At 68.0% G+C, this 19,263-nt stretch carries 20 protein-coding genes and 2 pseudogenes; 13 read left to right on the top strand and 9 right to left on the bottom strand.

Annotated features, from left to right (window positions below):
- The 6 genes from thiC to ACWDTP_RS16715 form a co-directional block, all read left to right on the top strand.
- A partial coding sequence (thiC, locus tag ACWDTP_RS16740) for a phosphomethylpyrimidine synthase ThiC (protein WP_450021622.1) occupies positions 1-889 on the top strand: 889 nt, incomplete at its 5' end.
- A 7-nt stretch (positions 890-896) separates the two neighbouring features.
- Positions 897-1,733, top strand: coding sequence for a bifunctional hydroxymethylpyrimidine kinase/phosphomethylpyrimidine kinase (gene thiD / locus ACWDTP_RS16735; RefSeq protein ID WP_450021620.1), 837 nt, complete (start codon positions 897-899; stop codon positions 1,731-1,733).
- On the top strand, positions 1,730-2,359 hold the full coding sequence (locus ACWDTP_RS16730) for an alpha/beta hydrolase family protein (protein ID WP_450021618.1): 630 nt from the start codon (positions 1,730-1,732) through the stop codon (positions 2,357-2,359). The genes thiD and ACWDTP_RS16730 overlap by 4 nt, the downstream gene beginning before the upstream one ends.
- Positions 2,356-2,922, top strand: coding sequence for a septum formation family protein (locus ACWDTP_RS16725; protein ID WP_450021616.1), 567 nt, complete (start codon positions 2,356-2,358; stop codon positions 2,920-2,922). Before ACWDTP_RS16730 ends, ACWDTP_RS16725 begins: the two co-directional genes overlap by 4 nt.
- 46 nt (positions 2,923-2,968) lie before the next feature.
- Entirely contained in the window at positions 2,969-3,148 is a 180-nt protein-coding gene (locus ACWDTP_RS16720; RefSeq protein ID WP_450021614.1) for a hypothetical protein, read from the top strand.
- Positions 3,145-3,414: a DUF3303 domain-containing protein gene (locus tag ACWDTP_RS16715; protein ID WP_450021612.1), complete on the top strand. Its 270-nt coding sequence runs from the start codon at positions 3,145-3,147 to the stop codon at positions 3,412-3,414. Before ACWDTP_RS16720 ends, ACWDTP_RS16715 begins: the two co-directional genes overlap by 4 nt.
- On the opposite strand, the gene ACWDTP_RS16710 is transcribed toward ACWDTP_RS16715, so the two are convergent.
- The 5 genes from ACWDTP_RS16710 to ACWDTP_RS16690 all read right to left on the bottom strand — a co-directional run bounded on the left by ACWDTP_RS16710 (position 3,411) and on the right by ACWDTP_RS16690 (position 9,298).
- On the bottom strand, positions 3,411-4,874 hold the full coding sequence (locus ACWDTP_RS16710; protein WP_450021610.1) for an amidase: 1,464 nt from the start codon (positions 4,872-4,874) through the stop codon (positions 3,411-3,413). The two genes, ACWDTP_RS16715 and ACWDTP_RS16710, sit on opposite strands and share 4 nt — an antisense overlap.
- Positions 4,874-6,115 carry a M20 family metallo-hydrolase gene (locus ACWDTP_RS16705; protein WP_450021608.1) on the bottom strand — a complete coding sequence of 414 codons (1,242 nt, stop codon included), beginning with the start codon at positions 6,113-6,115 and terminating at the stop codon, positions 4,874-4,876. The genes ACWDTP_RS16710 and ACWDTP_RS16705 overlap by 1 nt, the downstream gene beginning before the upstream one ends.
- Before the next feature lie 47 nt (positions 6,116-6,162).
- Complete coding sequence (locus tag ACWDTP_RS16700) at positions 6,163-7,497, bottom strand: MFS transporter (RefSeq protein WP_450021607.1); 1,335 nt, start codon at positions 7,495-7,497, stop codon at positions 6,163-6,165.
- Between the two features lie 100 nt (positions 7,498-7,597).
- Positions 7,598-8,512, bottom strand: a complete 915-nt coding sequence (locus tag ACWDTP_RS16695; RefSeq protein WP_450021605.1) for a LysR family transcriptional regulator — start codon at positions 8,510-8,512, stop codon at positions 7,598-7,600.
- A gap of 33 nt (positions 8,513-8,545) precedes the next feature.
- Positions 8,546-9,298, bottom strand: coding sequence for an alpha/beta fold hydrolase (locus tag ACWDTP_RS16690; RefSeq protein ID WP_450021603.1), 753 nt, complete (start codon positions 9,296-9,298; stop codon positions 8,546-8,548).
- A 63-nt stretch (positions 9,299-9,361) separates the two neighbouring features.
- Here ACWDTP_RS16690 and ACWDTP_RS16685 point away from each other — a divergent pair, with 63 nt between their 5' ends.
- Together ACWDTP_RS16685 and ACWDTP_RS16680 are read left to right on the top strand one after the other, a co-directional pair.
- Positions 9,362-10,846 (top strand): flavin-containing monooxygenase, encoded by a 1,485-nt coding sequence (locus ACWDTP_RS16685; protein WP_450021601.1) that lies wholly within the window; start codon positions 9,362-9,364, stop codon positions 10,844-10,846.
- A complete protein-coding gene (locus ACWDTP_RS16680; RefSeq protein WP_450021599.1) occupies positions 10,833-11,129 on the top strand; it encodes a hypothetical protein in 297 nt (98 codons plus the stop codon). The genes ACWDTP_RS16685 and ACWDTP_RS16680 overlap by 14 nt, the downstream gene beginning before the upstream one ends.
- Here ACWDTP_RS16680 and ACWDTP_RS16675 read toward each other — a convergent pair.
- Complete coding sequence (locus ACWDTP_RS16675) at positions 11,096-12,367, bottom strand: TetR/AcrR family transcriptional regulator (protein ID WP_450021598.1); 1,272 nt, start codon at positions 12,365-12,367, stop codon at positions 11,096-11,098. The two genes, ACWDTP_RS16680 and ACWDTP_RS16675, sit on opposite strands and share 34 nt — an antisense overlap.
- Before the next feature lie 95 nt (positions 12,368-12,462).
- On the opposite strand from ACWDTP_RS16675, the gene ACWDTP_RS16670 reads away from it, so the two are divergent.
- The 5 genes and pseudogenes from ACWDTP_RS16670 to ACWDTP_RS16650 form a co-directional block, all read left to right on the top strand.
- Positions 12,463-12,789 carry a hypothetical protein gene (locus tag ACWDTP_RS16670; protein ID WP_450021596.1) on the top strand — a complete coding sequence of 109 codons (327 nt, stop codon included), beginning with the start codon at positions 12,463-12,465 and terminating at the stop codon, positions 12,787-12,789.
- A gap of 15 nt (positions 12,790-12,804) precedes the next feature.
- Positions 12,805-14,028 (top strand): APC family permease, encoded by a 1,224-nt coding sequence (locus ACWDTP_RS16665; protein ID WP_450021594.1) that lies wholly within the window; start codon positions 12,805-12,807, stop codon positions 14,026-14,028.
- 99 nt (positions 14,029-14,127) lie between these two features.
- A pseudogene (locus ACWDTP_RS16660) lies at positions 14,128-14,400 on the top strand (SDR family oxidoreductase); the annotation flags it as partial.
- A 103-nt stretch (positions 14,401-14,503) separates the two neighbouring features.
- Positions 14,504-16,054 (top strand): DUF222 domain-containing protein, encoded by a 1,551-nt coding sequence (locus ACWDTP_RS16655; RefSeq protein ID WP_450021592.1) that lies wholly within the window; start codon positions 14,504-14,506, stop codon positions 16,052-16,054.
- 51 nt (positions 16,055-16,105) lie between these two features.
- Positions 16,106-16,385: pseudogene (locus ACWDTP_RS16650) on the top strand (solute carrier family 23 protein); the annotation flags it as partial.
- A gap of 211 nt (positions 16,386-16,596) precedes the next feature.
- Here ACWDTP_RS16650 and ACWDTP_RS16645 read toward each other — a convergent pair.
- From ACWDTP_RS16645 to ACWDTP_RS16635, 3 genes are read right to left on the bottom strand one after another with little or no spacing between them, the layout of a single operon-like run.
- On the bottom strand, positions 16,597-17,622 hold the full coding sequence (locus tag ACWDTP_RS16645) for an NAD(P)/FAD-dependent oxidoreductase (protein ID WP_450021590.1): 1,026 nt from the start codon (positions 17,620-17,622) through the stop codon (positions 16,597-16,599).
- Entirely contained in the window at positions 17,619-18,128 is a 510-nt protein-coding gene (locus tag ACWDTP_RS16640) for an isoprenylcysteine carboxyl methyltransferase family protein (RefSeq protein ID WP_450021588.1), read from the bottom strand. Before ACWDTP_RS16640 ends, ACWDTP_RS16645 begins: the two co-directional genes overlap by 4 nt.
- The gene (locus ACWDTP_RS16635; protein ID WP_450021586.1) at positions 18,128-19,216 is read right to left on the bottom strand and encodes a type III polyketide synthase; all 1,089 of its coding nucleotides are present in this window, start codon (positions 19,214-19,216) and stop codon (positions 18,128-18,130) included. The genes ACWDTP_RS16640 and ACWDTP_RS16635 overlap by 1 nt, the downstream gene beginning before the upstream one ends.
- Positions 19,217-19,263 lie beyond the last annotated feature (47 nt).

Below are 19,263 nucleotides of genomic sequence, written 5' to 3'. Positions count from 1 at the left end.
GCGCTACATCCCGCTCACCGTCAACCGGGTCACCGGCATCGTCTCGCGCGGCGGCTCGATCATGGCGGCCTGGTGTCTGGCGCACCACACCGAATCGTTCCTCTACACCCACTTCGACGAACTCTGCGAGATCCTGGCCCGCTACGACGTCACCTTCTCACTCGGCGACGGCCTTCGCCCCGGTTCGATCGCCGACGCCAACGACGAGGCCCAGTTCGCCGAGCTGCGCACCCTCGGTGAGCTGACCAAGATCGCCAAATCCCATGGCGTGCAGGTGATGATCGAGGGGCCGGGACACGTTCCGATGCACAAGATCGTCGAGAACGTCAAGCTCGAAGAGGAACTGTGCGAGGAGGCCCCGTTCTACACCCTCGGGCCGCTAGCCACCGACATCGCACCCGCCTACGACCACATCACCTCGGCGATCGGCGCGGCGATCATCGCCCAGGCCGGAACGGCGATGCTGTGCTACGTCACCCCGAAGGAACACCTGGGCCTGCCCGACCGCAAGGACGTCAAGGACGGCGTGATCGCCTACAAGATCGCCGCGCACGCCGCCGATCTGGCCAAGGGGCATCCGCGGGCGCAGCAGCGCGACGACGCGCTGTCCAAGGCCAGGTTCGAGTTCCGCTGGCACGACCAGTTCGCCCTGTCGCTGGATCCCGACACCGCACGCGAGTTCCACGACGAGACGCTGCCCGCCGAGCCGGCCAAGACCGCACACTTCTGCTCGATGTGCGGCCCGAAGTTCTGCTCGATGCGTATCACGCAGGACATCCGGGATGCCTACCCGAATGGCGTTCCGGACGAGATCGCCCAGGGCATGGCCGAGAAATCACAGGAGTTCGCCGACCACGGCAACCGGGTGTATCTACCCTTGACGTCGTGATGACGAAGTGAAGTTCCTACCGCTGACCCCGCCCGGTGACACACCGCACCGGGTGATGACCATCGCCGGATCCGATTCGGGTGGCGGCGCGGGCATCCAGGCCGATATGCGGACCTTCGCCATGCTCGGCCTGCACGGCTGCGTCGCGGTGACGGCGGTGACGGTGCAGAACTCGGTCGGTGTCAAGGGTTTTCACGAGGTACCTCTCGACGTCGTGGCCGGCCAGATCTCGGCCGTCACCGGCGATATCGGCATCGAGGCCGCCAAGACCGGCATGCTGGCTTCCGCCGACATCATCGCCACCGTGGCCGAGACCTGGCGCGCCGAGGGCCTGCACGGCGCGGTACCACTGGTGGTCGACCCGGTCTGCGCGTCCATGCACGGTGACCCGCTGCTGCATCCCAGTGCGCTGGACGCACTGCGCACCGACCTGTTCCCGCTGGCGACGCTGGTCACGCCCAATCTGGACGAGGTCCGCCTGCTCACCGGCATCGACGTGGTGGACTCCGCCAGTCAGCGCGAGGCCGCGCGTGCACTGCACGCGCTCGGGCCGGGCTGGGCGCTGGTCAAGGGCGGGCATCTGCGCTCGTCGGCGGCAAGTCCCGATCTGCTGTTCGACGGCAACGAGTTCCACGAGTTCGATGCGCCGCGGATCGACACCGGCCACGACCACGGCGCCGGGGACACCCTGGCCGCAGCCACGGCATGCGCCCTGGCACACGGCTATTCGGTCCCGGATGCGGTCGAGTTCGGCAAGGGCTGGGTGACCGAATGCCTGCGGGCCGCCTACCCGCTGGGCCACGGTCACGGACCCGTCTCGGCGCTGTTCCGGTTGACGACATGAACATCGACGACATCGCAGGCGTCGTCCACGAACCAGCGGGCACGCCGAGAGGCGTCGTGGTGCTCACCCACGGCGCGGGCGGTAACCGCGAATCGCCTTTGCTGATCAGGATCTGCGACGAATGGAAAGGCCGGGGCTGGCTCGCCGTCCGCTACAACCTGCCCTACCGGCGGCGCAGGCCGAAAGGACCTCCGTCCGGGTCGGCGGCCGGTGACCGCGAGGGTATCGCCGAGGCCGTCGCATTCGCCCGCGGCCTCACCGACGGTCCGGTGATCGCGGGCGGGCATTCCTACGGTGGCAGGCAGACCTCGATGGCCGTCGCCGACGAAGGCCTCGACCTTGACGTCTTGACCCTGTTCTCCTATCCGTTGCACCCGCCAGGCAAACCCGAACGCGCTCGCACCGAACATCTTCCACGCATCGACGCCCCCACCGTGTTCACCCACGGCTCGTCCGATCCGTTCGGCACGCTCGACGAGGTGGGTGCGGCCGCGGCACTGGTCGGCGGACCCACGGAGTTGGTCGCGATCACCGGGGCGCGGCACGACCTCGGCTCCAAGACGCTCGATGTGCCCGCCCTCGCGGTGGACGCGGCGCTGCGGCTGCTCGATATCGTCGAGCCATGACGAATCCTCTCGGGCCACCGGGATACTCCGGCCCGCCGGCCTACGGCCCACCACCCGGCCACGGCTATCCGCCTCCGCCACCGCAGCCGTATTCGGCGCAGACCGGGTACACCCCGCCGAAGAAGTCCGGGGCGCTCAAGTGGGTGCTGATCGCGGTGGTCGCGCTGGTGGCGCTGGTCGTCGCGGCGGGGATCGCGGTGTACTTCGGGACCAAACGCGATTCGACCGAGGCCACCGAGGTCAAGAGCGGCGACTGCCTCGCCGACATCCCCGACAGCAGCCGGGTGCTCTACGTCAAGACGGTGCCCTGCGACCAGCCGCACAAGGGCGAGGTTTTCGCGGTGCTGCCGATGCCCGACGGCGACTTCCCCGGCGAGGCCGAGGTGGTCAAGTACACCGACAAGTGCGCACCGGCGCTGGCCCGGTATGCCCCCGCGGCGGTCGACGACAAGGCCATCCAGCTGTTCGTGCTGTACCCCACCGCTGACTCGTGGCAACGCGGAGATCACACCGTGACATGCATCGCCACCAGTGAAAACCCCCGCGCCGGGAAAATGGGGTAACGCACTACTCTACGTCGGCGGCGCCCGCCGGGCCGACACTCGTCGCATGGTCGAGATCGACAGCCCCCGGCGATCGCTGCCGCTGGAGGCCACCCTGGCGCTGGCCACCATCGTGCGGGCCGTGCGGGTGACGTCCGAGCACGACGACTTCCCGGTGGAGACCCCCTTCACCGTCGTTGCCGCAGAGCCGATTCCGGCTCGGATCAGCAGGAGGAGAACATCATGAAGTTCATCGTGCACTGGACGCAGTCGCAGACGAATTACCGCGACGCCGTCGAGAAGTTCAAGAAGACCGGCGGCCAGATTCCGGAAGGGGCGACCATGCTCGGCCGTTGGTGGGGCATGAACGGCCAGGGTTTCGCCGTCGTGGAGACCGACGACGCCAAAACCATGTTCGAGTCCGTCGCGGAGTGGGGCGAATTCCTCACCTTCGACATCACCCCGGCCGTCGAGGATGCCGAGGCCGGCGAGGTGATCGCCAAGCTGTTCTAGCTCTGTCGCGCCGCCAACACCGGTCGCTCGTCGAACCCGACCAGTCCCTGCACCGCGTCGGCGATCCGGAACACCATTGCCTCGTCGTGGGGGTGGCCCACCACCTGGACGCCGGTCGGCACGTGCTCGTCGGAGAACCCGCTGGGTACCGACAGCACCGGGCAGTGATTGGCCACGTTGAACGGACTGGTGAGGTGGCCTTCCCAGTAGTGCTCGCGGCGGCCGGACGGCGTGTCGATGCCGTCGAGGTATTGTCCATCGGCCGCAAGTGAAGTCACCGCCGAGGTCGGGCACAGCAACGCGTCGACTCCGGTCATGGCCGCGGCCAGGTCAGCCCGCATCCGGGTGTCCATGGCCAGCGAGTCGATCAGCGAATGGCGCCGCGCGGCGGCCGCCGCGTCCTGCATGAAGCGGCGGGTGTATGGGGCCAGTTCCGGTTCGCTGCCCGCTGTTTCGCGGGTCATGGCGGGTCCGAGGATGTGCCCGAAGTGCGCGAAGATGGTGTCCCTGACCATCGCCGTGGTCCACGGCAGGTCGATCTCGACCACCGCGGCCCCGGCCCGCTCCAGCACGTCGGCAACCGCACGGGTATTCGCGATCACCGAGTCCGCGACCGGGAAGTCGCCCAGCCGCATCGCCAGGCCGATCCGCAGGCCGCGCACGCCGCCGTCCAGCCCGGGCGGCAGACCGCCGGCGCCCCACGACGCGTGATCGGCCGGGTGCTGTCCGGCCAGGACGGCGGTCAGCAGCGCCACATCGGCGACCGTGCGACCCATCGGCCCGTCCCCCCGGTACCAGTCCGCGGACAACGGCGGCAGTCCGGGGATCCGCCCGTAGGGCGCCTTGTAGCCGACCGTGCCGGTGAATCCGGCGGGGATGCGGGTGGATCCGGCGATGTCGGACGCGGTGGCCAGCGTGCTGAACCCGGCGGCCAGTGCCGCCCCTGCGCCGCCCGACGAGCCGCCGGGCGAGGTGTGGCGGTTCCACGGGTTGCGGGTGACACCCCACATCGGCGAGTGGGTGACGGTGGCGCAGCTGAACTCCGGGCTCGTGGTCCGCGCGTGGATGATCCCGCCCGCGGCCTTGATCCGCTCGACCACCGGGTGGTCATGGTCGGCAACCCGGCCGCGATGCGCGGCAAGGCCCTGTTCCAGGCGCAGGCCGGCGATGGCGTGTTTCTCCTTGGTGGCCACGGTCAGTCCCAGCAGGGCGGGCGGCTCCTCGCCGGTCGCGGCGCAGCGGGCGTAGGCGTCGGCGGCCCGCCGGGCCTGGGCCCTGGCCTCCTCGAAGAGGGTCTCGGTGAAGGCGTTGATGCCGGTGGCGGTGTCTCCGTTGTGGGTCTCGATCTGCGCGATCTGCGCATCGAGCACCTCCAGCGGTGAAACATCCAATTTCCGAAACGCTTTCACCGCATCCGTGGCAGACAGATAGGCCAGCGGCGCCAGCACTGCGGTTTCCATCAGGCCCCGGCCGCGAGGGCGCCGTTGACCATCTCCCAGGCCACGCCGGTCAGCGCGTCCACCCCGGCGGACATGTCCTCGTCGGTGCTGAACTCGCGTTCGCAGTGGCTCACCCCGTCGACCGACGGGATGAACATCATCACGGTGGGGACGATCCGGTTCATCGCCACCGAGTCGTGGCCGGCCATGGTCCGGATCGGCCGGACGCTCAGGCCGAGGTCGGCCGCGACCTTCTCGGTCAGTTCGATACCGGCTTGCGGGTAACGCTGAATGCCGCGGATATCGAAGTCGTTGACGTTGATTCGGATGTCGTGCTCGCGGGCGATCTCGGCGATGTCGGCCAGCAGGCTGGACCGGGCCGCGGCGACGATCTCGGGCGATGCGGAGCGCAGGTCGGCGACCATGTGCACCCGCCGCGCCACCACGATCGGTGAATTGGGTTCGACGTTGAACCGGCCGACCGAGGAGACGATGGCCTCGTCCTCGAACTGGCGGATCACGTCGTGCACCAGCAACACAACCTTGCTCGCGGCGACGAGCGCGTCGTGGCGGTCGGCCATCGCGGTGGCGCCGGTGTGGGACTGCTCGCCGACCACCTCGATGTCGAGCTTCTGCGTGTACCACGAGAAGTCCACCGCCCCAAGGGTGATGCCTTCGCGTTCCAGAATGCGGCCCTGTTCGATGTGGATCTCGGCGTACCCGGCCACCTGTGGCCGCTCATCGGTACCCCGGTAGCCGATGCCTGCGAGGGCGTCGGCCACCGACACCCCGGAAAGGTCACGGACCGCCAGCATCTCGGCCTCGTCCATCAGCCCGGCGAAGACCGACGACCCCATGATCGACGGGGCGAAGCGGCCGCCCTCCTCGTTGAACCAGTTGACGACACCCAGGTTGTACCGGACACCGGCACGGTTGTCGGCGACTCGTTCCGCGACGCGCTCGGCGGCGTGCAACGCGGCGATGACGCCGTAGGCCCCGTCGAAACGACCCCCGAGCGGCTGGGAGTCCAGGTGCGATCCGATGAGCACATAGGGGGCTCCCGGCACGAACTCGGCGAGGGCGAACATGTTGCCGATACCGTCCACCCGCACCTCCCAGCCCCGGTCCGCCGCGAAGGCGGCCATCCAGTCGCGGGTCAGCTTGTCCTCGGGGGTCGCGGCTTGCCGGTCCACTCCGTCGTTGTCGGTCGCGCCGAACGTGGCGACGTGATGGAAGTCGGCCAGAAAACCGGTGGCGGGCATGGTGAATCTCCTTGTGGTCAAGACGAATTCGAAATCAGAAAACGCGATCAGCCGACGCGCCTGCGGGTTTCCGGCACCCTGGTGAACAGCAACAGTGCCAGCACGACGACGGCGGCCGCGGCCATGTAGTAGCCGGGTGCGGCGTTCATGCCGATCGTGGAGACCAGCATCGTCCCGACAAACGGTGCGCTGCCGCCGAAGACCGCGTAGGCGACGTTGTAGCTGATCGCCGCGGACGTGAAACGGGTTTCGGTGGTGAAGATCTCGACGAAGAATGTGTAACAGCCGCCGCCGTAGATGCACAGCGGGATCACGAACAGCAGCTGGCCGGCCATCGCCAACGGCAGCGAGCCGCCGGTCACCAACATGAAGCACGGCACCGACAGCAGCGCCAGCGCCGCCGACCCGGCGATCAGCATGGGTTTGCGGCCGACCCGGTCCCCGACGATCCCGCACACCGGGAGGAGCAGGGCGTAGAGGGCCATCGCGATCGCGTTGGCCAGCAGCGACTGGTCGCGGCTCAGGTTGCCCGTGGTCTGGACGTAGGAGACGAAGTAGCCCGAGAGGAAGTAGAAGCCCATGGCGGTCAGCCCCATCACGAAGATGACCTGCAGCATCCGGACCTTGTTCTCCCGGAACGCCGCGCGGATCGGGCTGTACTCCTTGTGCTCGTGCTTGGCGAGCACCTGCTGGAACGCCTCGGATTCCTCGGTTTTCGCGCGGATCCAGATTCCGAACAGTGCCAGCGGCAGGGCCAGCAGGAACGGGATGCGCCACCCGTAGGAGGTGAACGCCTCCGACGGCATGGTCGAGGACAGCACCAGGATCAGGGTCCCGCCGAGCACGGACGGCAGCGCGGTGGCGGCGATGGTGACGTTGAGCCAGAAGCCGCGGCGTTCCAGCGGTGCGTGTTCGAACACGAACGCGGGCGCACCCACCGACTCGCCGCCTGCGGAGAATCCCTGGATCAGCCGGCAGAGCACCAGCAGCAGCGGGGCGGCGACGCCGATACCGGCGTAGGTGGGCAGGACTCCGATCAACGCGGTCGCGAGGCCGATCGAGAGCAGCGTGATGAACAGGACCTTGCGGCGTCCGATGCGGTCGCCGAGCGCCCCGAAGAACAGACCGCCCAGCGGGCGCATGAAGAAGGCGACACCGAAGGTGGCGAAGGTCGCGAGCAGGCCGGCCAGCGCGCTGCCACCGGGGAAGAAGAGTTTGGCGAGGGTGACCGCGGACAGCCCGTAAAGGGTGAAGTCGTAGAACTCGATGAACTGCCCGATGCTGCCGCCGGCCAGCACCCGCTTCTGCATACCGGAACTGCGTTGCCCGTCGGCCGGCTGCGGGATGGTGGCTACGCCTTGTTCCTGGTCCGTCATCGTCATGGAACTCTCAGATCGTCGGGGATCGCTGTGCAATCAGTGTGGTGATCGCCCTCACACACGTCCAACGAAAAAGATTGCACAGGCCGTTCGAGAAAAACGATCAGTCGGCGTTGGCGTGCAGGTCCACACATGTCTCTTCGAAGGCCAGGGATTTGCGGGTCGGTCGCGTTCCCGCGAGGCGGACCAGGACCACCTCGATGGGTGGCAGTTCATCGGCGAGTTCGAGCGGCACCACCCGGGCCCCGGTGTAGGTCATATCGTGGGCCAGGCGTCGGCTCAGGGTGGAATAGCCATGGCCCAAACTCACGTACGACCGGACGGTTTCATAACCGGAGACGTAGTGCCTGACCCGCGGCCGCAGCCCGAGCCGCTTGAAGAAGTCGAGGTAGTACTCCCGGGTGTGCTGGAGGTCGAGCAGGATGTACGGCTCCTCCTCGAAGTCCCGCAGGTGTACCGCGACGTCCGGGCGGGCGGCGCGCGGATGGTCGGCCGAGACCAGCACATGCGGCGGGATGCGTTCCAGCACCCGGGAGTCGAACTCCGTTCCGACGCCGAGGTCGTACATCACGGCGACCTCGCAGATGCCGTCGCGCAGTGCGCGGATCAGTGTTTCCTGGTCGCCCTCGAGGAAGCTGACGTCGATCCCCGGGTGGCGCTGCTGCAGGGCGGTCAGGATGTTCGGCGCGTGGAACGGCGCGATCGGCGAGAAGATGCCCACCACCAGGTCACCCACCAGTTCCTCGCGTTCGGCCCGCACCGAGTGGAACAGCTGGTCGGCGTCTTCGAGGAAGGTCCTGGAGCCGACGAGCAACCTGCGCCCCTCCCCCGTCAGACGCAGGCCACGGCTGGACAGGCGCTGAAACAGCTCGGCGCCGACTTCACGCTCCAGCTGATGAATGGCCGCCGACAGCGTCGACTGGGTCACGTTGAGCTCGAGGGCGGCCGCGCGCATGTTCTCGTGCCTCGCGACCGCCGTGAAGTACCTCAATTGGACCAGCGTGAACGACTTCGCCATGACGGAATGATGCCCGCAGGTGACGAGCGCGGACTACGGCCGGCCGAGCGTCGCCCAGAAATCGGTCAGGGCACGGGCACCACGCACCGGATCCTGCAGCATCCACCAGTGTCCGAGCCCGTCGAGCACCTCGGTGCGGGCCCCGGCCCGCTCGGCCGCGCGGCGCCGGGTGTCGTTGGTTCCGATGAACGGATCGTCGGCGGCCAGTATCGCCAGCCCCGGCCGCGTCGCGGCCGTCTCCAGCGCGCGGCCCGCCTCGGCCATCGCGGGTTGGCGCGCCGAGCGGTAGAGCGCAAGGATCGCCCGGCCCATCTCCGGCCCCTGGTGTGGCGCCATCAGGGTGGCGGTGTCCAGTGGTATGCCGAAACCCGTCATCCGTTCGGCCCGCTCCTGGGCCGTGCCGTCCAACATCGTGGCGATGTTCTGCTCGCCCTCGCCGGGGGTCTGCCAGACCTGGGCGAGGTCGTGCCAGACGTAATCCGGGTCGAACAGCCCGACGACATCGCTGACCCAGCTGCGTACGAGTTCCGGCCGGTGCATGACGACGTTGAGCACGTGGCCGCCGCCCCAGTCGTGCCCGACGATGTCGACGGGTTCGTCGAATCCCGCGAGTTGCTCCTCGAGCCAGTCCCGATAGGCGATGAAGGTCGCCGGGAAGTCATCCGGCAGTGGTGCACCGAATCCCGGCGGAGGCAGCCGCACCACGTCGTCACGCCCGAGCGCATCCACCAGCGGAGTCCAGATTGCCTCGGTTTCGGGGTTTCCATGCACCAGAACGATCGCCATGGTCACCATCCTGGCATTTCGGCCCTCGACAAAGTACCCGGTACCTGCGGTACTGTTTGCGGCATGGATCCGAAGATTTACGACGCGGTGATCGTCGGAGCGGGCTTCGCCGGGATCGGCGCGGCCATCCAGCTCAAACGCATGGGGATCGACGATTTCGTGATCGTCGATCGCGAGGACGACCTCGGCGGCACCTGGTATGTCAACCACTATCCGGGCCTGGCCGTCGACGTGCCCACCACCACGTACTCGTACTTTTTCGAACCCAATCCGAACTGGTCACGGCTGTTCTCCACCGGTACCGAGATCAAGCAGTACGCCGACGACGTCGCCGACAAGTACGACGTCCGTCGCCACATCCGGTTCAACACCACCGTCGAGGGCGCCCGCTGGGACGACGAGGCCGGCGTCTGGCGGGTCGCCGTGGTCGACGGCGAGTCGCTGAGCGCGCGATACCTGTTCACCGCCACCGGTTTCCTGTCCCAGCCCCGCACGCCGGACATCCAGGGGATCACCGATTTCGCCGGCCGGGTCATCCACACCACCGACTGGGACGACGACTACGACCTGCGCGGTCGCCGGGTCGCGATCATCGGCACCGGGGCCACCGCGGTTCAGCTCATTCCCGAGCTGGCCAGGCAGGTGGCGGATCTGACCGTCTACCAGCGCACCCCGATCTGGGTGGTGCCCAAGATCGACGTCAGATTCTCCGCGCGGGCCAAGGCCCTGTTCGCCCAGATCCCGTTGACCCAGCGGGTCGTCCGCGCCGTCACCGACGGCATCTATGCGTTCATGGTCGACACCGCGGTGCTCAAGCACCGGTACTTCCGCCGGCTCAACATCGCCGCGGCCGACCTGGCCAAACTGCACCGATTCGCCACGATCCGCGACCCGGAGCTGCGCCGTAAGCTGGCGCCCGATTACGACTTCGGCTGCAAACGCCCGACATTCTCCAACGGCTACTACCGGGCATTCGCCAAGCCGCATGTGCACCTGCAGGCCGAGGGCATCGAGCGCATAGAACCCGACGCAGTCGTCAACGTCGACGGCACCAGGACGAGGATCGACACCCTGGTGCTGGCAACCGGTTTCGACCTGTGGGAAGCCAACTTCCCGGCCATCGAGGTGATCGGCCGCGACGGGCGCAACCTGGGCAAGTGGTGGCGGGACACCAGATTTCAGGCCTACCAGGGTGTTTCGGTGCCATATTTCCCGAACTTTCTCAGCCTGGCCAGCCCGTATGCCTTCCTCGGGCTGAACTTCTTCAACACCATGGAATACCAGATGCGGCTGATGGACCGATTGTTCGCGGAGGTGAAGCGCCGCGGGGCCACCACCTTCGAGGTGACCGAGGAAGCCAACAGCCGGTACCTGGACCGGATGACCGAGGCGTTGGGCGATTCACTTTTCACCCTGGGCAACTGCGCGTCGGCGCGGTCGTACTATTTCAATCCGAGTGGCGAGGCAACGCTGCTCCGGCCGATGACGACCCGCCGGGCCGTCGCCGAGGCCTCACGATTCCCGTTGAGTGACTATGCATTTGCCTGACCGGAAAGGATCATCTGTGACCGAACGCAATCATCCGCTGGCGAGACTCGCAGGCTTGGGGGTGGCCGGAGTCGGCTTGGCGCACTTCACCAGCCCGCGGTTGTTCGAGCCGCTCACCAAACCGGCCTTTCCACGCGGCACCCGCCAGCACATCTACACCAACGGCGGTATCGAAACCGTGCTCGGTCTCGGCCTGTCCGCCCGCCGGACCCGACCGCTGGCGATCGTCGGGACCATCGGCTACCTCGCCTACCTGGCCGGCAATGCGGTGCGTAACCGGTAGCGCCCCAACAGGGTCAGATCGAGCATGGCCGCGACGGCGGCCCGGGCCCTCGGGGTGTCCCGGTACCCCATCAACCGGCCGAGATCGATCACCAGGGACTGTGCGGTATGGACGGCGAACCGGGCCCGGCCCGCGGACCACTGCGGGCGCAGCGGCATGACCAGATCGATCCACGAGCCGACGGCGGCGCGCTGCAGATCGCGCAGGATCTTCTGGTCGGCCGGGCTCATGTTCATCCGCTCGGTGTAATAGACGTAGTCCAGTTCCGGATGCGCGAAGGAGCGGGCGACGTAGTTGTCGATCAGCGCGGTCAGGGCCAGCTCGGGATCCGCTGCGGTGGAGGCCAGCAGTTCTGCCGTATCGGCCGAGAGCCGGTCGGCGGCCCGGCGGAAACCCGCCGCTAGGATGTCGGCCTTGCCGGAGAAGTACCGGTAGATGCCCGAGGCCGGCATGCCGACCGCCGCTGCGATGTCCTCCATCGTCGTGTCGCGGTAGCCGCGCCGGTTGAACAGCCGCATCGACTCGGTAAGCAGCGCTTCGTATTTGGTCGCACCGACCGGCACGGGCGCCGGCTCCGTCACGGCATCGTCGTCGGCGGGCAGCTCCGGCACTTCGGCGGTGAGCAGGGTGTCGACGATCTCGGCGAGCATCTCCCGGATCTGACCGGCAGGCAGTTTGGCGCGGTGGTCGACGATGCTGCCAAGCACGCTGAGCACCGCGGTCGACAGGGTCCAGCGTTCGTGCGAGCTCAGGCCGGGGCGCAGCGTCCGCAGTGGCCGATGGATCCGCTGGTGCACCGTGCGGACCTGAACGTCGAGCAGGGTCTGATCTTCGCCCTGCAGGTAGCGGCCCTCCCAGCGGAACAGCCCGCCGGATTCCCGGTTGGCCAGGGCCGTGTCGGCCAGCGCATCGGTGAGCCGGCGCAGCTGCAGGCGCGCCTGTTCCACATCGGTGGCGTCATCTCCTTCGTCATCGGCGAAGGCGGTGGCGTCGGCCAGCTGCTGGCCCAGATTAAGCACCGCGCCGCGAAACAGCTCGTACTTACTCGAATAGTGCCGGTACAACGCGGCGGCCGAGATTCCCACCCGGGAAGCGATCTCCTCCATGCTCACCCCGTGGTAGCCCAGGGAGCTGAAGGCCTCCGCCGCGGCGTGCGCGATCTGGGCTTTTCGGTCCTTGGGGCGGCGTCGCACACCGGATGCGCCGCGGTCGACGGGGCCGGGCGGGGTACGCGCCATTCCGACACGATAAACGGGCCCAACGATCCGGTCAAAGCGGTACCACGTCGAAGAATGAGCATTAACATAGACCGTTTGAGTCGCGAAGGGGGAATATGAGTTTTCGGGCGGTGTACATCGGGATCGCGGGTGCGGTCATCCTCGGGATCGGGCTGTACCTGATGAGTATGTCGGTATACCTCGACGACTTCGATCAGTACGGCATGCAGATCCCGTGCGGAACCAGCTTCTCGGCCCATCTCGACCAGGCCGCCGCGGCCGGCGACGAGTACATCGGCAAATGCGGGTCGGCACTCACGGCCCGGCGGCTGTGGACCATCCCGGTCGTGGCGGTCGGGACGCTGGCCCTGATCGCCGTGCTGATCCGGGCCGTCCTGTCGCCGGCCCACGAATCGCTCATGCCGAACCGCGACAGCACCTGATCTACGATCTCGGGCGTGACCACTCCCGGGGGGCTGCAGCGCAGACTCGGCACCGGCGACGCCGTCGTCATCGGCCTGGGATCGATGGTCGGCGCGGGAATTTTCGCCGCCCTGGCCCCCGCGGCCGCGGCCGCCGGGACCGGTCTTCTGCTCGGGCTCGCGGTGGCGGCGATGGTCGCCTACTGCAATGCCACCTCATCGGCCCGGTTGGCGGCGCGCTACCCGCAATCCGGCGGCACCTACGTGTACGGCCGCGAGCGGCTCGGCGAGTTCTGGGGTTACACCGCGGGGTGGAGTTTCATCGTCGGCAAGACCGCGTCCTGTGCGGCGATGGCACTGACCGTGGGCACCTACCTGTGGCCGGACCGGGCGCATGCGGTTGCGGTGGCCGCGGTGGTGGCCCTGACGGTGGTCAATTACACCGGGATTCAGAAGTCGGCCCTGCTGACCAGGATCATCGTCGCGGTCGTGCTTGCCGTGCTGGCCGCGGTGGTGGTGCTCATCGCCGGCTCGCCGAGCGCCGATACCGCCCGGCTCGGGCTCGGCGACGATGTCACCTCCGGCGGCGTGTTGCAGGCGGCCGGGTTGCTGTTCTTCGCCTTCGCCGGGTACGCGCGCATCGCGACCCTCGGCGAGGAGGTGCGGGATCCGGCTCGCACCATTCCCCGGGCGATACCCATCGCGCTGGGCATCGCCCTGGTCGTCTACGCGGTGGTCGCGGTCGCCACGTTGTCCGTGCTGGGCGCCGCCGGGCTGGCAGCGGCGCCCGCACCGCTTGCCGACGCGGTGGCGGCGGCCGGCGCCGGTGGCTGGCAGCCGGTGGTGCGGGCCGGGGCGGCGGTGGCCGCGCTCGGATCACTGCTGGCGCTGATCCTCGGTGTGTCGAGAACGACGCTGGCGATGGCCAGGGACCGTCATCTGCCACGGGCGCTGGCCGCCGTACATCCGCGGTTCGCCAGCCCGCACCGGGCCGAGATCGTGGTGGGCATCGTGGTCGCGATCCTGGCCGCGTTCGCGGATCTGCGTGGGGCGATTGGCTTCTCGTCGTTCGCGGTGCTGCTGTACTACGCGATCGCGAATGCCTCGGCGTGGACGCTGGGGCAGCGTGTGATCCCAGTCGTCGGCCTCGTGGGCTGCCTTGTGCTGGCGTTCACCCTGCCGGTGCCGTCGGTGATCGCGGGCCTGGCGGTGGTGGCCGCCGGCGCCGCGGTCTACGGTGCCCGCCGCCTCATGCACTGACCGACTCACACCGCGAGCGACCGCGTCTGTACGCCGACACGCCGCGCCTGGCGTACCTGAGCGGTCGCTCGCGGTCAGGTTATGCGGTCGTACCGTCCACCAGAACCGCTGCGGCGGTGCACATGTGTTCTGGCACTGTGGAACCAGGTCATGGCCGTCAACGCGACCGGAACCTATTTGGCCACAAAGGCTTTCCTGCCGGATATGATCGAGGCCGGGTGGGGCCGGATCGTCAATATGAGCTCGGTGTCCGGGCAGCGCACGGCCACCACCGACGAGGTCGCCGCGGTGTTCGCGTTCCTGTCCAGCCAGGATGCCAGCTACCTCACCGGAACCACCGTCGACATCAACGGCGGCAGCCACATGCACTGACACGACACCGGGGCCGAACATCATTTGCCCGACTAGCAAGACACCTGTCAGACTTAATCTAAATATGTTGCTGCACTGAGATTACCCAAGTATCATCGATCGTATGTTCGAGTTGCTCGATCTGTCGTCGCTTACCGACGCGGCGCTGATCGACGCACTGGAGAGCTCCACCCGCGCCGAGGCGGTCGCCGCCGCCGAACGCCTGGCCGTCATCGGCGAAGTCGTGGCTCGGCATTGTGATGACGAGGACGACCGGTCGGCGCATCTGGCGGTCGACGGCTGGGACTACGCCGCCGCCGCAGTCAGCACGGCATGCAACCTGGGCCGGCACGCCGCTTCGGCCCAGATGTGTATCGCCCGGGCCCTGCGCGAGCGGCTCCCGAAAGTCGCCGAGGTGTTCGCCCGCGGCGAGATCTCGGCGAAAGTGATCTCCACCATCACCTGGCGCACCCAACTCGTGATGGATCCTGAGGCGTTGGCGTTGATCGACGCGGCCCTGGCCCTAACCGCCACCAGTTACGGCGCTTTGTCGGTGGACAAGACCGAGCAGGCCATCGATGTGTGGGTGGAGAAATTCGACCCCGCGGCGGTGCGCCGTGGCCGCCACGGCGTGCGTAGTCGTGACATCAACTTCGGTGACCCCGACGATCCCAACGGCACCGTGTCGATCTGGGGACGGTTGTTGGCCACCGACAGTGCCGTGCTGAAAAACACGCTGACCGAGATGGCCGCCACCGTGTGCGACGCCGATCCGCGCACCATGGCCCAACGCCGCTCCGATGCGCTGGGCGCGTTGGCGGCCCGCGCCGAACGGCTCACCTGCCTGTGCGGTACCGCGGACTGCCCCGCCGCCGGCGCCGATCCCCGCTCCGGCAGTGTGGTGATCTACCTGCTCACCGATCAACTCCCGGCGTCCACCGAGACCATCGAAGAACACCCCAAAGACAGTGCCGTCGAGGACGCTGCACCAGCATGTGCCCCGCCGACCGACGCGCCGCGCGATCCACGGCTACACGGGGACCCCGAGGATCCGCGGGCCAACCGCGCACCGACGGTCACCGGCAGCCCCGCGGTCATCCTCGGCGGCGGCATCGTCCCGGCACCCTTGCTGGCCGAGTTGATCGCCACCGGCGCCACCGTGAAACCTGTCGCAAACGCCAGTGCACTCGGCGCCGAAAACCGCTACCGGCCGTCGGCGAAACTGGCGGCGTTCGTCCGACTGCGCGATATGCGGTGCATGTTCCCCGGCTGCGGTGTCGCCGCGCAGCATTGCGACCTCGACCACGCCATTCCCTGGCCACAGGGGGCGACGCATCCGGGCAACCTCGGGCCCAAATGCCGAAGCCACCACCTGCTCAAGACGTTCCCGGCAGCCGAGGGTGGCTGGACCGACGTGCAACACCCCGACGGCAGCCACACCTGGACCGCCCCGACCGGACACACCTACAGCACCACCCCGTACAGCCGAATCCTGTTCCCGCAGTGGAACACCCAAACATCGACCCCACCACCGGCCGGGCCGGCACCCACACTCCTGGCCAACCGCGACATCAAGATGCCCACCCGACAACGCACCCGACAACAAACCCGCACCCAACGCATCAACACCGAACGCCGACTCAACGAAGAAGGCGGCAAAGCCCCGCCCCACTAGCGTGCGCTGCGGGCGTTCATCGGGTGTGATCGACAATCGTGATCCCGTTGAATTGAACCCGTCGCGGCCCGCACCGACAACGATTTCGTCGTCGGGCCCAGATGAGCGGCTGGACTTGCGCCGAACCATCGGCATCGGCGCCCAGCACGTGGTGGCCATGTTCGGCGCCACCTTCCTGGTTCCGGTGCTGACCGGTTTCCCTCCGGCGATCACCCTGCTGTTCTCCGGGATCGGCACCATCCTGTTTCTGCTTATCACCGGAAACCGGCTGCCGAGCTATCTCGGGTCGAGCTTGTCGGTGATCGCTCCGGTCACGACCGCCGTGGCCACCATCGTGCTGTACGGAATCCTCGGGGTGCGGATCTGGCTGACCAACCACGTCGACTTCGCCAAGCCGGTCAATCAGATGACCGCCGCCATCCCGCTGATCGTCTTTCATGGGATGAGATTGCTGGAATTGCTCCGCAGCGTGGTCAGACGTTAGGCGGAGGCTCGCCCGCCCAATCGGTGAGTGGGGCTGCTATGACGTCGCCGAACGCGAGTTACTCGCCCAGCGCGTTGACGGCCCGGGTGAACACCGCGGGCAACGCAGCCGACACCGGGGTGATGCAGACCCGCACCGGACGGAATCCACTGCCGTGCAGCAGGGCTGCGGTCAGGAACCGGTAGCGGCGGGTCAACGCCCGCCACTGTCGGTCGTAGTCCTCGGGCCGGTCGGCCAGCACGCAGCCGACGAGCAGTTCGGCCGCTCCGAAAGCCAGGCCCATCCCCTCACCGGTGAGCGCATCGATGTACCCTGCGGCGTCACCGACCAGCAGCACCCGGCCCGCGGTGCGGTGGCGCACCTTCTGCTGTAGCGGGCCGGCGGCCCGGTCCTGACCGTGCGGCAGGCCGTCGATCCGCTCGGTCAGTTCGGGAAACTGTCTGAGGTGCTCGTCGAACCCACCGCGAGTGGACTTCAGGATCGCCACCCCGACGCAGTCGTCGCCGACCGGCGTCACATATGCCTCGGTGTCGTGCGCCCAGTGCACCTCGACGCAGTCCGACCACGGCGCGATCTGGATATGACGTCGGATCCCCCACCGGCGTCGTCGCACGTCACCGCGGGTCAGACCGAGCGAGCGCCGGATCGGTGAGTGCAACCCGTCGGCGGCGGCCAGGTAGCGGGCGCGAAAACCGGCCGCGCTCACCGACATCGCATCCTGAGTGACCTCGCCGACCTCGCCCTGCACCACCTTCGCCCCGGCCGCGGCCGCGGCATCCGACAGCGCGGCGTGCAGAACTGTGCGCCGGACTCCGCGACCGGCTCCGTTGCGGAACCGCGCCTCGGCGGTCCGTCGGCCGTCGAGATACCGGATGCCGTAAAAGGGCTTGCAGGCAGTCCCGTCGATGTGCACCCCGAGCCGCTCGAGCTGGCGCACCGAATGCGGCATCAGACCCTCGCCGCACGCCTTGTCGATCGGACCACGACGGTGCTCGACCACGACAACCTCGAGCCCGGCGCGCGCGGCGTGGACCGCGGTGGCCAAACCGGCCGGACCACCACCCGCGACCAGCAGGTCGATCACGTCAAGCTCTGCAGCGCATCGTCTTCGACGCGGATCCTGGTGCGCAGCAGTACGGCGTTGGCCGCGGAGAACAGCAGTGCCGTGATCCAGGCGCTGCGCACCAGCGGCAGGGCGGCCCCTTCGGCGACCACGGCGACGTAGTTCGGGTGCGGCAACAGCCGGTACGGGCCGTCGGCCACCCGCCCCGCCCCTGGCACCACCACCACCCGGGTGTTCCATTGCCTGCCCAAGGTGGCGATGCACCACCAGCGCAGGGCCTGGGCCGCCGCCACCACAGCCAGCATCGGCCAGCCCAGGGCGGGCCGGAACCGGCGTCCGCGCGCCTCGGCCAGCGCACCGGCCAGCAGCCCGGTGTGCAGCACCACCATCACCGGATAGTGGCCGGCACCGAATTCCTTGCCGCCGTTGGCCTTACTCCATCGCAGGTTGCGCTGTGACACCACCAGTTCAGCCACCCGCTCGGCCGCGATCGCCGCGATGAGTGCCGGGTAGAACTTGATCCGCATCAGCGCCACCGCAGCAGGACGAGCTCAGAGCAGAATCCGGGGCCCATCGCCATCAGGACTCCCGGGCTACCGGCAGGCGGCCGCTTGCGGATGGTGTCACGCAGCACATGCAGCACCGACGACGATGACAGGTTGCCCACCTCGGCCAGCGACTGCCAGGTGAGATCCAGTGCGTCGGCCGGGAGATCCAGGGTGTCGATGATCGCCTCGATCACCTTGGGCCCGCCGGGATGGCTCACCCACGCCGCCACATCGGGCACCTGAAGACCGTGTGCGCCAAGGAATCCGCTGACATCATCGCCCAGATACCGGCCGACGAAATCGGGCACCTCGGCGCTGAGCACGATCTCGAAGCCGCCCGTGCCGATATCCCAGCCCATCGTGTTCAGCGAGTCCGGATACAGGTGGCTGCGGGAGTCCAGGACATCGGGGCCGTGCGGATCGAGGCGGGCCGCACGGTGCTCACCGACCGCGACGACCGCGGAGGCGCCGTCGCCGAACAGCGCACCGGCGACCAGCGTCGGCATCGACGGATTGTCCTTGCGGGTCAACGAACACAGCTCCACCGACACCAGGACCGCGACCTTGTCCGGCGCGCCACGCAGATAGTCGTTCAGCCGGGCGATTCCGGCCGCACCCGCCACACAGCCCAGACCGAAGATCGGGATCCGGCGCACGTCGGGGCGCAGGCCCAGCCGTCCGGCGATACGGGCGTCCAGCGACGGCACCGCCGCACCGGTGACGGTGGTGGTGACGATCAGGTCGACGTCCTCGGGGCGCAGCCCGGCCTCGTCGAGTGCCCCGGCCAGCGCCGCGCATCCGAGTTCCGTCGCGTGTTCGATGAACAGGTCGTTGGTTTCGCCGAAGTCGTTGAGACGCGCGTATTCCTCAACGGGCCGGACCAGGTAGCGGCTCTCGACCCTGGCACTTTTATGCAGGGCCCGGACGATGTCGGCGACATCCTCATACCCGGGTAGGTCGAGCAGGGCCTGGGTGACCTCGTCCTGGGTATATCGGTGGGGCGGAAGAACGCCATGGACACCGGCAATGGTGCTGTAGTTGGACACTTCCGCGAGAGTAATTCCCATATCGGTTCAACGGGCAACTACCCGTGTTGGTTCAACGAACCTCCGAT

Source organism: Mycobacterium sp. NPDC003449 (assembly GCF_053588415.1).
Note: the sequence above shows the minus strand (reverse complement) of the source record. Positions and strands in the feature narration are given on the sequence as shown.

Bases quoted from the DNA above. Each gene is read 5' to 3' on its own strand.
- ACWDTP_RS16730 (WP_450021618.1), top strand. From the start codon at position 1,730: ATGAACATCGACGACATCGCAGGCGTCGTCCACGAACCAGCGGGCACG.
- ACWDTP_RS16725 (WP_450021616.1), top strand. From the start codon at position 2,356: ATGACGAATCCTCTCGGGCCACCGGGATACTCCGGCCCGCCGGCCTAC.
- ACWDTP_RS16720 (WP_450021614.1), top strand. From the start codon at position 2,969: ATGGTCGAGATCGACAGCCCCCGGCGATCGCTGCCGCTGGAGGCCACC.
- ACWDTP_RS16715 (WP_450021612.1), top strand. From the start codon at position 3,145: ATGAAGTTCATCGTGCACTGGACGCAGTCGCAGACGAATTACCGCGAC.
- ACWDTP_RS16710 (WP_450021610.1), bottom strand. From the start codon at position 4,874: ATGGAAACCGCAGTGCTGGCGCCGCTGGCCTATCTGTCTGCCACGGAT.
- ACWDTP_RS16705 (WP_450021608.1), bottom strand. From the start codon at position 6,115: ATGCCCGCCACCGGTTTTCTGGCCGACTTCCATCACGTCGCCACGTTC.
- ACWDTP_RS16700 (WP_450021607.1), bottom strand. From the start codon at position 7,497: ATGACGATGACGGACCAGGAACAAGGCGTAGCCACCATCCCGCAGCCG.
- ACWDTP_RS16695 (WP_450021605.1), bottom strand. From the start codon at position 8,512: ATGGCGAAGTCGTTCACGCTGGTCCAATTGAGGTACTTCACGGCGGTC.
- ACWDTP_RS16690 (WP_450021603.1), bottom strand. From the start codon at position 9,298: ATGGCGATCGTTCTGGTGCATGGAAACCCCGAAACCGAGGCAATCTGG.
- ACWDTP_RS16685 (WP_450021601.1), top strand. From the start codon at position 9,362: ATGGATCCGAAGATTTACGACGCGGTGATCGTCGGAGCGGGCTTCGCC.
- ACWDTP_RS16680 (WP_450021599.1), top strand. From the start codon at position 10,833: ATGCATTTGCCTGACCGGAAAGGATCATCTGTGACCGAACGCAATCAT.
- ACWDTP_RS16675 (WP_450021598.1), bottom strand. From the start codon at position 12,367: ATGGCGCGTACCCCGCCCGGCCCCGTCGACCGCGGCGCATCCGGTGTG.
- ACWDTP_RS16670 (WP_450021596.1), top strand. From the start codon at position 12,463: ATGAGTTTTCGGGCGGTGTACATCGGGATCGCGGGTGCGGTCATCCTC.
- ACWDTP_RS16655 (WP_450021592.1), top strand. From the start codon at position 14,504: ATGTTCGAGTTGCTCGATCTGTCGTCGCTTACCGACGCGGCGCTGATC.
- ACWDTP_RS16640 (WP_450021588.1), bottom strand. From the start codon at position 18,128: ATGCGGATCAAGTTCTACCCGGCACTCATCGCGGCGATCGCGGCCGAG.
- ACWDTP_RS16635 (WP_450021586.1), bottom strand. From the start codon at position 19,216: ATGGGAATTACTCTCGCGGAAGTGTCCAACTACAGCACCATTGCCGGT.